General features: G+C 65.0%; 19 protein-coding genes. 16 read left to right on the forward strand and 3 right to left on the reverse strand.

All coding sequences use genetic code 11. The annotated features are described in order from the left end of the window. Positions 1–104 precede the first annotated feature (104 nt). From AB7G19_RS15735 to adhP, 11 genes are all read left to right on the forward strand, one after another. On the forward strand, positions 105–551 hold the full coding sequence (locus AB7G19_RS15735; protein ID WP_071912467.1) for an SRPBCC family protein: 447 nt from the start codon (positions 105–107) through the stop codon (positions 549–551). A gap of 135 nt (positions 552–686) precedes the next feature. Further along, positions 687–1,172 carry a (2Fe-2S)-binding protein gene (locus AB7G19_RS15740; protein WP_014494194.1) on the forward strand — a complete coding sequence of 162 codons (486 nt, stop codon included), beginning with the start codon at positions 687–689 and terminating at the stop codon, positions 1,170–1,172. A gap of 32 nt (positions 1,173–1,204) precedes the next feature. Next, on the forward strand, positions 1,205–2,011 hold the full coding sequence (locus AB7G19_RS15745; protein WP_014494195.1) for an FAD binding domain-containing protein: 807 nt from the start codon (positions 1,205–1,207) through the stop codon (positions 2,009–2,011). A 62-nt stretch (positions 2,012–2,073) separates the two neighbouring features. Beyond that, entirely contained in the window at positions 2,074–2,982 is a 909-nt protein-coding gene (locus AB7G19_RS15750) for an AAA family ATPase (protein WP_028147443.1), read from the forward strand. A 140-nt stretch (positions 2,983–3,122) separates the two neighbouring features. Continuing rightward, positions 3,123–4,325, forward strand: a complete 1,203-nt coding sequence (locus AB7G19_RS15755) for a vWA domain-containing protein (protein WP_166342477.1) — start codon at positions 3,123–3,125, stop codon at positions 4,323–4,325. Between the two features lie 11 nt (positions 4,326–4,336). Continuing rightward, entirely contained in the window at positions 4,337–4,660 is a 324-nt protein-coding gene (locus AB7G19_RS15760; protein WP_007602422.1) for an XdhC family protein, read from the forward strand. Between the two features lie 2 nt (positions 4,661–4,662). After that, positions 4,663–5,364: an XdhC family protein gene (locus AB7G19_RS15765; RefSeq protein ID WP_166342476.1), complete on the forward strand. Its 702-nt coding sequence runs from the start codon at positions 4,663–4,665 to the stop codon at positions 5,362–5,364. Further along, entirely contained in the window at positions 5,361–6,965 is a 1,605-nt protein-coding gene (locus tag AB7G19_RS15770) for an NTP transferase domain-containing protein (protein ID WP_166342475.1), read from the forward strand. Before AB7G19_RS15765 ends, AB7G19_RS15770 begins: the two co-directional genes overlap by 4 nt. Positions 6,966–7,194: 229 nt before the next feature. Then, entirely contained in the window at positions 7,195–7,584 is a 390-nt protein-coding gene (locus tag AB7G19_RS15775) for a DUF4189 domain-containing protein (RefSeq protein ID WP_028158473.1), read from the forward strand. A 131-nt stretch (positions 7,585–7,715) separates the two neighbouring features. Continuing rightward, entirely contained in the window at positions 7,716–8,126 is a 411-nt protein-coding gene (locus AB7G19_RS15780) for a DUF2000 family protein (RefSeq protein WP_166342474.1), read from the forward strand. A gap of 134 nt (positions 8,127–8,260) precedes the next feature. After that, positions 8,261–9,286, forward strand: coding sequence for an alcohol dehydrogenase AdhP (gene adhP, locus AB7G19_RS15785; protein WP_166342473.1), 1,026 nt, complete (start codon positions 8,261–8,263; stop codon positions 9,284–9,286). A gap of 118 nt (positions 9,287–9,404) precedes the next feature. On the opposite strand, the gene AB7G19_RS15790 is transcribed toward adhP, so the two are convergent. From AB7G19_RS15790 to AB7G19_RS15800, 3 genes are read right to left on the reverse strand one after another with little or no spacing between them, the layout of a single operon-like run. Continuing rightward, entirely contained in the window at positions 9,405–9,818 is a 414-nt protein-coding gene (locus AB7G19_RS15790) for a GFA family protein (protein ID WP_166342472.1), read from the reverse strand. A 15-nt stretch (positions 9,819–9,833) separates the two neighbouring features. Next, positions 9,834–10,307 (reverse strand): SRPBCC family protein, encoded by a 474-nt coding sequence (locus AB7G19_RS15795; RefSeq protein ID WP_063982412.1) that lies wholly within the window; start codon positions 10,305–10,307, stop codon positions 9,834–9,836. Further along, positions 10,304–10,639, reverse strand: coding sequence for an ArsR/SmtB family transcription factor (locus AB7G19_RS15800; RefSeq protein ID WP_011088398.1), 336 nt, complete (start codon positions 10,637–10,639; stop codon positions 10,304–10,306). The genes AB7G19_RS15795 and AB7G19_RS15800 overlap by 4 nt, the downstream gene beginning before the upstream one ends. Positions 10,640–10,742: 103 nt before the next feature. On the opposite strand from AB7G19_RS15800, the gene AB7G19_RS15805 reads away from it, so the two are divergent. The 5 genes from AB7G19_RS15805 to AB7G19_RS15825 are packed head-to-tail and all read left to right on the forward strand — an operon-like array spanning position 10,743 to position 15,643. Continuing rightward, positions 10,743–11,432, forward strand: coding sequence for a TetR/AcrR family transcriptional regulator (locus AB7G19_RS15805; RefSeq protein ID WP_175627369.1), 690 nt, complete (start codon positions 10,743–10,745; stop codon positions 11,430–11,432). After that, positions 11,429–12,217 carry an HlyD family secretion protein gene (locus AB7G19_RS15810; protein WP_166342471.1) on the forward strand — a complete coding sequence of 263 codons (789 nt, stop codon included), beginning with the start codon at positions 11,429–11,431 and terminating at the stop codon, positions 12,215–12,217. Before AB7G19_RS15805 ends, AB7G19_RS15810 begins: the two co-directional genes overlap by 4 nt. Then, entirely contained in the window at positions 12,214–13,146 is a 933-nt protein-coding gene (locus AB7G19_RS15815) for an ABC transporter ATP-binding protein (RefSeq protein WP_166342470.1), read from the forward strand. The genes AB7G19_RS15810 and AB7G19_RS15815 overlap by 4 nt, the downstream gene beginning before the upstream one ends. Next, positions 13,143–14,306 (forward strand): ABC transporter permease, encoded by a 1,164-nt coding sequence (locus AB7G19_RS15820; protein ID WP_135215457.1) that lies wholly within the window; start codon positions 13,143–13,145, stop codon positions 14,304–14,306. Before AB7G19_RS15815 ends, AB7G19_RS15820 begins: the two co-directional genes overlap by 4 nt. 29 nt (positions 14,307–14,335) lie before the next feature. Next, positions 14,336–15,643: an adenylate/guanylate cyclase domain-containing protein gene (locus tag AB7G19_RS15825; RefSeq protein WP_166342469.1), complete on the forward strand. Its 1,308-nt coding sequence runs from the start codon at positions 14,336–14,338 to the stop codon at positions 15,641–15,643. Positions 15,644–15,723 lie beyond the last annotated feature (80 nt).

Raw genomic sequence — 15,723 nt, forward strand, 5'->3', positions numbered from 1 at the left:
TGCAGTTGCGAATATGCATTGCACGTGGCCGGGGGCTGCCCTTTCCTTTGCGGCCTCCGTGCGTTACTTGAGCACATTATAGAGAAGCATCCGGGAGGTACCCCATGGCCATGACGATGAACGGCGAAGTCCAGCTTGCGGCGCCGCGCGAGGCCGTGTGGGAGAAGCTCAATAATCCCGAGGTGCTGAAGGCCTGCATCCCCGGCTGCGAGGAGCTGGAGAAGACCGACGACGGCGGCTTTCGCGCGACCGCGAAAATGAAGGTCGGGCCGGTGTCGGCGCGCTTCAAGGGCAAGGTCACACTCTCCGATCTCGACCCGCCGAACGGCTACAAGATCTCCGGCGAAGGCGAGGGCGGGGTGGCCGGCTTCGCCAAGGGCGGCGCCGTGGTCAAGCTCGCGGAGAAGGACGGCGGTACGCTGCTCTCCTACGAGGTCGAGGCGCAGATCGGCGGCAAGTTGGCGCAGCTCGGCCAGCGCCTCATCAACGGCACCGCCAAGAAACTGGCCGACGAATTTTTCGCGAACTTCGCCAAGGCGGTACAGGGCTGAAGGCTATCGCCTTTCGGCATGGCGCCTTGCGTCCGGGGCGATGTTGCCCCCGGGCATAATGGCCCATATGATGGGTTGGAATAATTATAAGAACCGCTTCGACGGGACCCGTCGGGGCGCTGATAGAGAGTGCTTATGGCAAAAATCTCCCTCATCGTGAACGGCAATCCTGTCACGGCCAACGTCGATCCCCGCACCCTTCTGGTGCAGTTCCTGCGCGAGAATCTGCGCCTGACCGGCACCCATGTCGGCTGCGATACCTCGCAGTGCGGCGCCTGTGTCGTGCATCTCGACGGCAAGGCCGTGAAGTCCTGCACCACGCTGGCCGTGATGGCCGACGGCCACGAGGTCAAGACGATCGAGGGACTGGCCGCCGACGGCGCTCCGCTGCATCCGATGCAGGAGGCCTTCCGCGAGCACCATGGCCTGCAGTGCGGCTTCTGCACGCCGGGCATGATCATGACGGCGATCGACATCGTCCATCGCAAGGGCCACGAGCTCGACGACCACACCATCCGCGAGGAGCTGGAAGGCAATCTCTGCCGTTGCACCGGCTACCAGAACATCGTCGCTTCGATCTCCGCCGGCGCCAAGGCGATGGCGAAATCCGATCTCGCCTAACCGCGCGCGCATTCTGCGATCAGGACATTCAGATGTACGAATTCAAATACCATCGCCCCGGGACCGTTCGCCAGGCGGCCAACCTCCTGGTGAAGAACGAAGACGCCAAGGTGATCGCCGGCGGCCACACGCTGATTCCCGTCATGAAGCAGCGTCTCGCCAGCCCCCCGCATCTGGTCGACCTCTCCCACATCGAGGGGCTCAACACGATCGAGATGAAGGGCCGCGCGCTCGTGATCGGCGCCACCGCCAGGCATGCCGAGGTCGCAAGCTCTGCGATCGTCGGTGAGGCGATCCCGGCGCTGGCCAATCTTGCCAGCCAGATCGGCGACCCCGCCGTGCGCCACAAGGGCACGATCGGCGGCTCGCTCGCCAACAACGATCCGACCGCGGACTATCCGGCCGCGGTGCTCGCGCTCGGCGCCACCATCGTCACCAACAAGCGCCGCCTCAAGGCGGAAGAGTATTTCCAGGGCCTGTTCACGACGGCGCTCGAAGCCGACGAGATCATCACCAAGGTGATGTTCCCGCTGCCGAAGAAGGCGGCCTACATCAAGTTCCGCAACCAGGCCTCGCGTTACGCGCTGGTCGGCGTGTTCGTGGCGCGGCGTCCTTCGGACGTGCGCGTTGCCGTCACCGGTGCCGGCTCCGAAGGCGTGTTCCGCGTCACCGCGTTCGAGGAAGCCCTGAAGAAGCGCTTCGCCGCGAAGGCGCTCGACGGCATCGAGGTGCCTGCGGAAGGCCTCAACAGCGACATCCACGGCAGCGCCGAATACCGTGCGCATCTCATCGGGGTGCTGACGCGGCGTGCCCTCGATGCCGCCAACGCCAAGGAGTGAGTGAACCTCACGCCTCGGCCCAAACTTGTCCCCGGTGAGGGCGTAGCGAGACTGGCTTTTTCATGACTCTCACGGCCCTGCCGGCATCGGTCGATGCGATGCTCGAACTCTTGACTTCGCGCGGTTATCTCGCGGAGCGATCGCTGGCGACGGTGACCTATCTGTCGCTGCGCATGGGCCGGCCGCTGTTCCTGGAGGGCGAAGCCGGCGTCGGCAAGACCGAGATCGCCAAGGTGCTGTCGGCGGCGCTGGGGCGGAAGCTGATCCGCCTGCAGTGCTACGAGGGCCTCGACGTCTCCTCCGCCGTCTACGAGTGGAATAGCGCCGCGCAGATGATCGCGATCCGGATGGCGGAAGCCGCCGGCGACACCGACCGCGATCAGCTCTCGTCCGATATCTTCGCCGACCGCTACATGATCAAGCGGCCTTTGCTCCAGGCGCTGGAGCCCGACGTCGCGGGACCGCCGGTGCTGCTGATCGACGAGCTCGACCGCGCCGACGAGGCGTTCGAGGCATATCTGCTCGAAATCCTCAGCGACTTCCAGGTGACCATTCCCGAATTCGGCACCGTGAAGGCGCCGCATCCGCCGATCGTCATCATCACCTCCAACCGCACGCGCGAGATCCATGACGCGCTGAAGCGGCGCTGTCTCTATCACTGGGTCGACTATCCAGAAGCCGAGCGCGAGCTCGCGATCGTCAAGACGCGCGTGCCCGGCATCTCCGCCAAGCTGTCGCAGCAGGTCGTGCGTTTCGTCCAGGCGCTGCGCAACCAGGATTTCTACAAGTCGCCTGGTGTCGCCGAGACCATCGATTGGGCCACCGCGCTGTCGGAGCTCGACGCCCGCTCGCTGACCCCGCAAGTGGTCGGCGACACGCTGGGGGCGCTGCTCAAGTACCAGGACGATATCACCCGGATGCAGGGCGACGCCCTGCAAAAGGTGCTGAAGGAAGCGACGAGCGAGAATTGATCTTGCGCCACTAGTACTCCGGTCATTCCGGGGCGACGCGCAGCGTCGAGCCCGGAATCCATAACCACGATCGGGAGTATGGATTCCGGGCTCGCGCCAAGTGGCGCGCCCTGGAATGACGAGGGGATGGATACGAGACCATGGCCATCAACCACCTTGCGCCCGACCAGACCGAGCAGTTCGCCGACAACATCGTCGGCTTTGCCCGCGCGTTGCGTGCAGCCAGCATGCCGGTCGGACCGGGCGCCGTCATCGATGCCATGAGCGCGCTCCAGGTGATCGACATCGGCAACCGCGCCGACGTCTTCACCACGCTGGAGGCGATCTTCGTCAAGCGCCACGAGCATGCGCTGATCTTCAGGCAGGCCTTCAACCTGTTCTTCCGCGCCTCGGAAGAGTGGAAGCACATGCTGGATTCGGTGCCGTTGCCGGAGCAGGCCAAGAAGAAGCCGCAGGCCGGCTCGCGCCGCGTGCAGGAGGCGATGTCGCAGCCACGGATGACGGAGACGCCGCAGCACCAGGAGCAGGATTTGCGCCTGTCGGTCTCCGACAAGGAGATCCTTCAGAAGAAGGATTTTGCGCAGATGAGCGCGGCTGAGATCACCGAAGCGCTCCGCGCCGTCGAGCGGATGCGGCTGCCGCAGGCCGAGCTTCTGACGCGCCGGCACCGGCCCGATCCCCGCGGGCTTCGTCTCGATTTGCGCCGCACGCTGCGCGCGTCCTTGCGCACCGGCGGTGACATCATCGACATCCATCGCCTCGGGCGCATCGAGAAGCCGGCGCCGATCGTCGCGCTGCTCGATATCTCGGGCTCGATGAGCGAGTACACCCGCCTGTTCCTGCATTTCCTGCATGCCATCGGGGATGCCCGAAAGCGCGTCTCGGTGTTCCTGTTCGGCACCCGGCTGACCAACGTCACCCGGGCGCTGCGCCAGCGCGACCCCGATGAGGCGCTGGCGAGCTGCTCGGCCTCGGTCGAGGACTGGGCCGGCGGCACCCGGATTTCGGCCTCGCTGCACAACTTCAACAAATTGTGGGCGCGGCGCGTGCTGAGCCAGGGCGCCATCGTGCTGCTGATCTCCGACGGGCTGGAGCGGGAGGCCGATTCCAAGCTCGCCTTCGAGATGGACCGGTTGCACCGGTCCTGCCGGCGGCTGATCTGGCTCAACCCGCTTCTGCGGTTCGGCGGCTTCGAGGCCAAGGCCCAGGGCATCAAAATGATGCTCCCGCACGTTGACGAATTCCGCCCGGTACATAATTTGAGTTCGATCCAGGAGCTGATCACGACGCTCTCCCGGCCGCTGCCGCCGCATCACCGCAGCCTGATCCGTTCCGCAGCTTGAGAGGTTAAGCCATGCTCGATCGCGACGAGGATATTCTGAAAGCGGCGGAGGATTGGCAGAAGGCCGGCCGCGGGGTCGCGCTGGCCACCGTTGTCGAGACCTGGGGCTCGGCCCCGCGCCCGGCGGGCTCGAGCCTCGTCATCAACGATGAGGGCACGTTTCTGGGGTCGGTCTCCGGCGGCTGCGTCGAAGGCGCCGTGGTCACCGAGGCCATGGACGTGATCCAGAGCGGCAAGCCCAGGATGCTGGAGTTCGGCGTTGCCGATGAGACGGCCTGGAATGTCGGGCTGTCCTGTGGCGGCACCATCCGCGTCTTCGTCGAGAAGGTCGGTTAGCCGTGAAGCTCGCGATCCTGCACGAACTCAATGCCGAGCGCGCCGCGCGCCGGCCGGTGATCCTGGTGACCGACACCGAGAGCGGCGAGCAGCGCCTGGTGAAGGCTGCGGATTTTGCAAAAGACCCGCTGCGCGCCGAACTGGACAAGCAGCTTCGCATGGGCAAGAGCGCCAGTGTCGAAGCCGGCGGCAAGAAGCTGTTCCTCAACGTCTACGCGCCGACCGCAAAGCTCGTCATCGTCGGCGCGGTCCATATCAGCCAGGCCTTGGCGCCGCTGGCGCGCTCGCTCGGCTACGACGTCACCGTGGTCGATCCCCGCACGGCGTTTGCGAGCGCGGAGCGCTTCCCTGATATTCCCCTGGTCGCCGAATGGCCCGACACGGCGCTGCCGCCGCTCAATGTCGATGCCTACACGGCTTTCGTCGCCGTGACGCACGATCCGAAGATCGACGATCCCGCGCTGCTGCACGCCTTTGAACGCAAGTGCTTCTATATCGGTGCGCTCGGCTCGCGAAAGACGCATGCCAAGCGCGGCGACCGGCTGCGCGCGCAGGGCGCCAAGGACAGCGACATCGCGCGCATCCACGCGCCCATTGGGCTGGCGATCGGCGCTGTCTCGCCGTCCGAGATCGCTGTGTCGATCATGGCCGAGATCACGGCGGTGCTGCGCCTGCCTCCAAAAGAAAAAGAAGAAGCGGCATGAAATTCGGACCGGCGAGCCCCAAGGATGCGATCGGCGGGGTGACCGTCCACACCCTGCGCCAGGGACCGCTGGTGCTGAAGAAAGGCACGACGATCGGCCCGGCCGAGGTCGAGGCGCTGACGCGCGCCGGCATCAAGGACGTCGTGGTGGTGCGCATGGAGGAGGGCGACGTCTCCGAGGATGTCGCCGCCGCCAGTATTGCGCTGGCCGTCGGCGGCGAGGGCATTCATGTCGAGCGCGCCTTCACCGGCCGCGCCAATCTGTTCGCCGCGCGCCCGGGCGTGCTGGTGATCGACCGCGCCGCGGTCGACCGCATCAACAATATCGACGAGGCCATCACCTTTGCGACGCTCACCGCCTACAAGCCGGTGGTCGAGGGTGAGATGGTCGGCACCGTCAAGATCATCCCGTTCGGCGTGGAAGGCAATTTGCGCGATGCCGCGGTGAAGGCGGCGGGCCGGGACGTGCTGAAGATCGCGCCCTACGTCATCAAGCGCGTCGGCATCGTTTCGACGCTGCTGCCGGGCCTCTCGTCGAAGGTGATCGACAAGACGCTGCGCGTCACCGCCGAGCGGCTCGCGCCGGCCGGCGCCAGCATCATTGCCGAGCGCCGGGTCCAGCACGAGGAGCGGGCGCTGTCGGCCGCGATCAAGGAGCTGCTCGCGCTTGGCGCCGAGCTCGTGATCGTGTTCGGCGCCTCTGCGATTGCCGACCGCCGCGACGTGATTCCGGCGGCCGTCACCGGGATCGGCGGCGAGATCGAGCATTTCGGCATGCCGGTCGACCCCGGCAATTTGCTGCTGATCGCGCGTGCCGGCGGGGTGCCGGTGCTGGGCGCGCCGGGCTGCGCACGCTCGCCGGTCGAGAACGGTTTTGACTGGGTGCTGATGCGGCTGCTCGCCGGCATCAAGGTGACGCGCTCCGAGTTGATGGGCATGGGCGTCGGCGGCCTCCTGATGGAGATCGTCACGCGGCCGCAGCCGCGCGCAGAACCCGCGATCGAGGGCAACAGCCATGTCGCGGCCATCGTGCTCGCAGCGGGCCGCTCGACCCGGATGGGCGGACCGAACAAGCTGCTCGCCGAGCTCGACGGCAAGAAGCTGGTGCGGATCGCGACCGAGCAGGCGCTGGCCTCCAAGGCCTCCGAGGTGATCGTCGTCACCGGCCATCAGACCGAGCTGGTCGAGCAGGCGCTGCAAGGCTTGAAGGTGAAGTTCGTCCGCAACCCGGATTTCGCCGGCGGCATCGCGAGCTCGGTCAAGGCCGGCATCGCGGCTGTGCCTGAGGCTTGCGACGGCGCCGTGGTCTGTTTGGGCGACATGCCGCTGATCGATGCCGGCCTGATCGACCGTCTCATCGACGGCTTTGCGCCGGACCGCGGCAACCTCATCGTCGTGCCCGTCAGTGACGGGCGCCGCGGCAATCCCGTGCTGTGGTCGCGCCGCTTCTTCAAGGAATTGATGACGCTCGACGGCGACGTCGGCGCGCGCCATCTGATCGCCAAGCACACCGAAGCGGTGGCCGAAGTCCCCGTGGATGGTGAGAGTGCCTTCCTCGACATCGACACGCCGCAGGCGCTGGAAGCCGCAAGACGCGGATGACGGTGCCGTAGAGTGGGCAAAACGACTTGTCCGCCGTAGCTCGTAGAGCGAAGGCGGAAGCGTGCCCACTAATTTTGAATGATGGTGTGGATGGATAGTGGGCACGGCGCTTTGCGCCTTTGCCCACCCTACGGCACTCTCATTCGTTCGATTTCACCCCTCGTTCACCATCTGGAAACGTCCACCGCCTAGAGTCCTCTCCACCTGCCTTGGGGGGAGGGGTTTTTCCATGGCTTCGAATGTCGTCGCGCGCCGTTGCGCGATGTTTTTCTTTGCGCTGTCGGTTTGTGTCGCCGGCGCTCGCTACATCACGGATGCGCATGCTGCCGGTGCGTTTGCGGTCGGCAAGTGCGGAGCCTATGGCCAGGCTTTTGATTACGGCGCCGAGCGCGAGGCCCGTGCCGCCGCACAGAAGCAGTGCAAGGGCGACTGCACGACGGTGACCATGAAGCGCGCTTGCGCCGCGATGTCGGTCGATATGGCCAACCCGTGCGGCGCCTATGGCTATGCCGTCAAGCCGAAGATCTCGGCCTCGCTCAACGCCGCCACGCGCGAATGCTACAAATACGGCGGCAAGGAATGCGTGATCCGCGCCTGGGCCTGCGACGCCAAGGGGTGAATTTCTCTTGCTGTCATTCCGGGGCGATGCGTAGCATCGAACCCGGAATCAATTCGTCCACCGGCTCTGTGGCCTGATGGATTCCGGGCTCGCGCCTTCGGCGCGCCCCGGAATGACAGTTCGAGGTATGCATGCAGCTCGACACCAAGATCGCGGTCGTGATCCGCACCGATCTTCAGGCCTGGCAGAAGCTCAACGTCGCGTCGTTTCTGACCAGCGGAATTGCCGCGGCCTTTCCGGACTGTGTCGGCGAGCCCCATGAGGACGGTTCGGGCACGAAGTACCACGCGCTGATCGGCCAGCCGATCCTGATCTACGGTGCCGATGGTGCCGCGCTGTCACGCGCGCTCGACCGTGCGCTCTCGCGCAATGTGACGGCGGCCCTTTACACCGAGGACATGTTCAAGACCACGCACGATGCCGCCAATCGCGAAGCGGTGAGGGCGGTTGAGCGCACCGATCTCAATCTCGTCGGCATCGCGATGCGCGCCGAGCGCAAGGTGATCGACAAGATCGTCGACGGTCTGAAGTTCCATAGCTAGCGGTACTTCAAGCAGCCTCGTCTTCGCGGTGTCGTGATGGTTCCTGCGACGGAAACTTGCGTTCTTTGACTCCAATCAAGGATGCGCCGCCCGGCATCGCTAGTCTGCCCTCCGTATTGCAATGGAGCAGACACATGCCGACCATGAAAGCCGCCATCGTCAAACAATTCGGCAAGCCGCTGGTGATCGAGGACGTGCCGGTGCCGCAGCCCGGTCCCGGCGAGGTTTTGGTCAAGGTGAAAGCGTGCGGCGTCTGCCACACCGATCTGCACGCAGCTTCCGGCGACTGGCCGGTGAAGCCGGTTCCGCCCTTCATTCCCGGGCATGAGGTGGCGGGAACCGTCGCTGCACTCGGGCCAGGTGTGAAAAATCTGAAGGTCGGCGATGCCGTCGGCGTCGCCTGGCTGCACGACGCGTGCATGGCTTGCGAATATTGCGAGACCGGCTGGGAAACGCTGTGCGAGCACCAGCACAACACCGGCTACAGCGTGAACGGCGGCTTTGCCGAATATGTCATCGCCTCGGCCGCCTTCGCCGCAAAGCTCCCGGCAACGATCGATTTCGCCGCCGTCGCGCCGATCCTGTGTGCCGGCGTCACCACCTACAAGGGATTGAAGGAGACCGACGCTCGGCCCGGCGAGTGGGTCGCGATCTCCGGCGTCGGCGGGCTCGGCCATGTCGCGATCCAGTACGCCAAGGCGATGGGGTTCAAGGTCGCAGCCGTCGACATCGCCGAGGACAAGCTCAAGCTCGCACGCGAGACCGGCGCCGATCTCGCGGTCAACGCGCTGGAGGCCAATGCGGTGGACAAGGTTGTGGCAGCAACCGGGGGCGGGGCCCACGGTGTGCTGGTGACGGCGGTCTCGACCTCGGCGTTCGCGCAGGCGCTGAAGATGGTGCGTCGCAAGGGCACCGTCAGCTTGGTCGGCCTGCCGCCGGGCGAATTCCCGACGCCGATCTTCGATGTCGTGCTCAAGCGTATCACCGTGCGTGGCTCCATCGTCGGCACCCGCAGGGATCTCGACGAGGCCATCGCATTCGCCGCGGACGGCAAGGTCAAGGCCGAAGTAGCCAAGGTGCCGCTCGCGGAGATCAATAACGTCTTCGACCGGATGAAGGCCGGCAAGATCGACGGCCGCATGGTGCTCGACTTTGGCTAGAGCGTTTTCGAGCGAAGTCGATACCGGTTCGCGTAAGGAAAACGCGTCAAGACAAGAATCTAGAGCCCCGTTCCGATTCCATCGGAACTTCCATCGGAACGGAAGTGGCTCTAGTGCCTCACGCTGGCGGCATGGTCTCGAATTTCGGCAGGTCCGGATCGAGGTGGTCCCAGCCATGTCCGCGCGCCGCGTAGGTCACCACCTGCGGCTTGTAGCGGGCGGGCTCGTCGAGGCTCGCGGCGCGGATGGTGAAGATGTCGGGCATTGCGGCGAAGGTCATGTAGACCGGCAAGCCGCACTGCGTGCAGAAACCGCGCGTCTTCACGTTGCCGCTGTCGCCGACCATGTCCCAATGCTTCGCCTCGCCGGTCAGCGTGACACCTTCGCGCGCGAAGGTCATGTACGAGCCGTGACCGCCGCCGCTTTCGCGCTGGCAATCCCGGCATTGGCAGTGATTGCTGAACAGCGGCTCACCGAGAATCGAATAGCGGATCGCGCCGCAGGCGCAGCCGCCGGTAAAAGGCCTGGTCATCGGAAGATCTCCCACTCACTTCTCGCCACTGATCTCGTCGAGCTGACGCACGACCTTCTTCCAGCCGCCGCTCATGACCGTGTAGGCCGACTCGTTCCTCGGCATGACGAAGCCCGCATGCACCAGGCGGATCCGCGTGCCGGCTTCGACCGGGGTGAGGGACCACGTCACGACGGTATCGAGCGGCGCGCCGTAGCCGGTGTTGCGTTCGTCGCCGCCCTTCCAGGCATAGACGAGGCGCCGGTTCGGTACGACTTCCAGAACCCGGCAATGGATGACGCCATCCCAGTTGCCGCCGGGCGTGGTCTGGAACGTGAAGGCCTTGCCTTCGATGGCTTCGAAGCCGGTCGGCTGCATCAGCCAGCGCGCGATCAACTGGGCGCTGGTCAGCGTCTTCCAGATCGTCTCGGGCGCGTGAGGGAAGACCTCCTCCAAAACAATGTCTTGGACGATGTCTTTAGTCTCGGCTTTGAACTCGGCTGCACTCACGGATCGATCTCCTTCAAGAGGTCACGCAGATTCTGGAAGCGCTCGCGCCAGAACACGCCGTAATGGTCCATCCAGGTGACCAGCGGCTCGAGCCCTTGCGGCGCGGCGCGGTAATAGACATTGCGGCCCTCGGCGCGCTCGGCGACGAGGCCGGCCTGCTTCAGCGACTTCAGGTGCTGCGAGATCGCGCCCTGCGTCACGCCGCTGCCGCGGGTGAGCTCGGCCACGCTGATCTCCTTGCTCTCGAACACGCGCTCGAACACGGCCCGGCGGGTCGGATCGGCGAGGGCACGCATCACGGTGGTGACGGGATTTGGGGCGGCTTCGATCATGGATATTCGATTAGCATGCGCTAATGAATTAGTCAATGCTAATTTGTTGCTTGGATTGACTCGCTGTCTTGATTATGACTGACTAGTCAGTCATAAATGGGAGATGACAAAGAAGCCAACCAAAGCAGCCACGCCAACCGCAACTCGCGCCGATGCGAAGGGCCGTGCGCCCGCCGACGCCGCGCCCACTTCGAACCGTGCCACACGTGCGGCCGAGCGTCGGTCGGCCATCGTGGAAGCGGCGATGGAGGAGTTCATTGCGCGCGGCTTTGCCGCGACGCGGCTCGACGACATCGCCAAGCGGGCGGGCGTGGCCAAGGGCACGATCTACCTGCACTTCAAGGACAAGGAATCGATGTTCGAGGAGCTGGTGCGCACGGTGATCGTGCCGGTCGTGGCCAAGCTGAATGCGCTGCCGCCGCCGACGGGCTCGGTGCGCGATCTCGTCGAGGCCTTTGCCGGTAACTTCCTCAAGGAGGTCATCGGCACGAGGCGTGGCGATCTCGTGCGATTGATCGTGGCGGAAGGGCCGCGCTTTCCGTCCGTCGCCGATTTCTACTATCGCGAGGTTGTCTCGCGCGGGATCGCCGGCATGCGCGCGCTGATCGAGCTCGGCATTGCCCGCGGCGAGATCCGCGAGAAGAACCTCGCGCGCTATCCGCAGATCCTGGTCGCACCGGCGATGATCGCGGTGATCTGGCAGAGCCTGTTTGCGCGGCACGCGCCGCTCGACGCCCAGGACATGCTGCGCGTCCATCTCGATCTGATTTTTGGCGAACGGAGGACGACATGAGGTCGTCACGAGCAATTTCTGTGTTTGCATTGGCCCTCGTCCTTGCAACCGGCCTTGCCGGCTGCAAGGACAAGCGCGATCCCGGATTTCAGGGTTGGGTCGAGGCCGACATGATCTTCGTCAGCCCGGACGAAGCGGGCCGGGTGACGAAGCTCAATGTCCGCGAGGGCGACGAGGTGAAGGTCGGCGATGCCCTCTATTCCGTCGACGACGATCTTCAGCTTGCCGACCTCAACCAGAACAAGGCGACACTGGCCAATGCGCAGCAGACCTATGATCGCGCGGCCTCGCTGAACAAGACCGGCTCCGGTACGCAGGCCAATCTCGATTCCGCCGTGTCGTCCTTGCGTGTCGCCGAAGCGCGGGTCGCAACGTCGGAGACGCGAATGGCGCGGCGCAGGGGCTTTGCGCCCGTTGCCGGCACCATCCAGCAGATCTATTTCCGCGAGGGCGAGATGGTGGCGGCGCAGCGGCCGGTGCTCTCGATCATGCCGCCCGGCAACATGAAGCTGCGCTTCTTCGTGCCCGAGACCGAGTTGCCGAAGCTCGCGATCGGCGACACGGTGCGCATCTCTTGCGATAATTGCGCGGCGGATCTCACCGCAAAGATCTATTTCATCGCGACCTCGGCCGAATACACTCCGCCTGTCATCTACAGCCTCGATGAGCGCAACAAGCTGGTCTATTTGATCCAGGCGCGCCCCTCGCGGCCCGATGCCCTGCGGGTCGGACAGCCGATCGACGTCTATCTCCATCCAAAAACGCCGGTGGCGGACAAGCGATGAACGGCGGCAACGGCATCGCGATCGACGTCAAGGGCCTGACCAAGTCGTTTGGCGGCCGCGAGGTCGTGCACGATCTGTCGATGCAGGTGAAGCGCGGCTCGATCTACGGCTTCCTCGGGCCGAACGGCTCGGGGAAGACCACCACCATCCGCATCCTCTGCGGCCTGCTCACGCCCGACAGCGGCGAGGGCACCTGCCTCGGCTACGACATCAGGCGCGATGCCGAAAAGATCAAGCGCCAGGTCGGCTACATGACCCAGCGCTTCAGCCTGTACCAGGACCTCTCGGTGCGCGAGAACCTCGAATTCGTCGCGCGGCTCTATGGCCTCGCCGATGCACGGGGCGCTGCGCGCGACATGATCAAGCGGCTCGGGCTGTCGGGGCGCGAGGAGCAGCTTGCGGGCGAGCTCTCCGGCGGCTGGAAGCAGCGGCTCGCGCTCGGGGCCTGCACGCTGCCCAGTCCGAAACTGCTGCTGCTGGACGAGCCCACCGCCGGCGTCGATCCCAAGGCGCGGCGCGATTTCTGGAACGAGATCCATGCGCTCGCGGCCGACGGCCTCACCGTCCTGGTCTCGACCCACTACATGGACGAGGCCGAGCGCTGCCACGAGATCGCCTATATCGCCTACGGCCATCTGCTGGCGCACGGCACGGTCGAGGAGGTGATCGCGAAGTCCGCCCTGACGACCTACACCGTGACGGGCGAGGACCTCAACGGGCTCACGGCCGCGCTCACCGGCAAGCCCGGCGTGGACATGGTGGCGCCGTTCGGTACTTCGCTCCACGTTTCCGGGCGCGACGTCGCCGCGCTCGAGGCCAGCATCGCGCCGTGGCGCGAGAAGGGCGGCCTGCACTGGCACAAATCATCGCCCTCGCTCGAAGACGTGTTCATCGAATTGATGAGCCGTTCCAAGGACAATTTCCAATGAGCGCCGCCGATCATCCCGCACCCGCGCACGAGATCCGCGAGCGCTTCGGCTTCTGGAAGCGCTCCTATGCGATGCTGGTCAAGGAGTTCATCCAGCTCAAGCGCGACCGCGTCTCGTTCGCGATGATCGTGATGCTGCCGGTGATGCAGCTTCTGCTGTTCGGCTATGCCATCAACACCACGCCGCACAATCTGCCGAGCGCGGTGCTGCTCCAGGAGGATTCGGATCTTGCCCGCTCGGTGTTGAAGGCGCTGGAGAACACCGCCTATTTCCGCTTCATCTACGAGGTCCACGACGTCGACGATTTCGACAACCTGCTGAAATCGGGCAAGGTGCTGTTCGGCGTCGAGATTCCGCGGGGCTTCGAGCGGGCGGTGCGGCGTGGCGACCGGCCGGCGCTGCTGGTTGCGGCCGACGCCACCGATCCCGTTGCGGCCAGTGCCGCGCTCGGCTCGCTCGGCATGGTCGTGCAGACCGCGCTTGCGCACGATCTCTATATCGGCAATCCGCCCGAGATGCCGTTCGAGATCCGCGCGCATGCGCGCTACAATCCGGCCGCGTCGTCCAGCCTCAATATCGTGCCGGGCCTCGTCGGCACCATCCTCACCATGACCATGCTGATCTTCACCGCGCTCTCGGTCACCCGCGAGGTCGAGCGCGGTACCATGGAGAGCCTGCTGTCGATGCCGATCAAGCCGGTCGAGGTGATGTTCGGCAAGATCGTTCCTTATGTGCTGGTTGGCTTCCTTCAGGCCTTCCTCATCATCGGCATCGGTGTCGGCTTGTTCGGCGTGCCCTTGCTCGGCAATCTGTTCCTGCTCGCGCTGCTGTCGACCTTGTTCATCGCTACAAATCTGTCGATTGGCTACACCATCTCGACCGTGGTGCAGAACCAGCTCCAGGCCATGCAGATGGCGATGATGTTCTTCCTGCCGAGCATTCTGCTCTCCGGATTCATGTTCCCGTTCGCCGGCATGCCGGTCTGGGCGCAATATCTCGGCGAATGCCTGCCGCTGACCCACTACTTGCGGATCGTCCGCGCCATCATGCTGAAGGGCGCGACCATGCAGAATTTGCACTTCGACGCGCTGGCGCTGGCGATCCTGATGCTGGTCGCCATGACCATCGCGGTGACGCGCTTCCGCCGCACGCTGGATTGAGGCACAATGCCCCTGAATCGAGGGGAGAAATGGTCAGGTTTGCCAGCAGGAAGACCCGGCAGCATGCCGTGATGTCGGACGAGTTCGAGCGCGAGCTGACGCGAGAAGTGCTGCGGACCGAGCTGTTGCGGGTGAGGGCGCTGATCACGACGGGCTGCGTCATGATCCTGTTCCTCACCGCAACCTACCTGATCGACCCTGCCATCGTGAACCGGGTCTGGCGCGGGACGGAGGGCTTGGTCCGCGAATACATGCTCTTGGGGGGCTTCATCCTCTTCGAGGTCTGGGTCCACAGCCAGATCAGGCGAAACCTCAAGCTCGATCGCGACCTGCCGGTGATCAGGCGCTATATCGGCGCTCTCATCGAAACGTCGCTGCCGACGATCATCCTGATCCTCCAGATTCGCAGCATGGGCGCTGGGCCCGCGCTCGGTTTCGTGCTGCCACTGGCCTATTTCATCTTCATCATTCTTTCGACGCTGCGGCTCGATTTCTGGCTGTCCACCTTCACGGGATTTGTGGCCGCAGCCGAACTCCTGGCCGTCGCGCTGTACTACAATTCGGCCAGCGACGCTGGCGAACCGCTGATCTACTTTCACGCTGTGCGCAGCACCATCATCCTGATCTGCGGCGTGCTCGCCGGCTCCGTCGGCGCGCGGCTGCGGCGGCAATTTGCCGCGAGCATCGCGGCCGCCACCGCGCGTGATCGCGTCACCAACCTGTTCGGCCAGCACGTCTCGCCGCAGGTGGTGGAACGGCTGATGGCGGCGGGGCCCAGCGCGGGCGGCGACCTTCGCCGCGTCGCGGTGATGTTCGTCGATTTCCGCGGCTTCACCGCCAGCGCGCGGTTGCGCACCCCGCAGGAGGTGGTTGACCGGCTCGACGGTGCGTTCGCCGTGCTGGTCGACATCCTCGATCGTCAGGGCGGCATCGTGAACAAGTTTTTGGGCGATGGCTTCCTCGCCCTGTTCGGCGCGCCGCTGGAGGCCTCCGACGCCGCGCACCGCGCGGTTGCCGCAGGCCGCGAGATGCTGGCCGCGATGGACCGCATCAACGCGCAAACGAGCTGGCCGCTGCGGATCGGCATCGGCATCCATTTCGGCGAGGTCGTTGCCGGCAATATCGGCTCGCCCCGGCGCAAGGAGTACACGGTCATCGGCGACACCGTGAACTTCGCCTCGCGGCTGGAGGCACTCAACAAGGAGTTCGGCTCGCACCTCCTGATCTCCGCGTCCGTCCGCGAGGCGCTCGGCGACGACGGTGAGGACGCCGTCGCGCTCGGCGAGGTCGCGATTCGCGGCTACGAGCACAAGGTGGCGGTGTTTCAACTGGGGTGAGGGGCTCGCGTTTCGTTGAAGGCGCGTGATGAAATATCTCACGGCGATTTCCGCTCATATTGTCAGGACGCCGAAACCTC

The organism is Bradyrhizobium sp. 215_C5_N1_1 (genome assembly GCF_052075935.1).
Lineage (GTDB): Bacteria > Pseudomonadota > Alphaproteobacteria > Rhizobiales > Xanthobacteraceae > Bradyrhizobium > Bradyrhizobium barranii.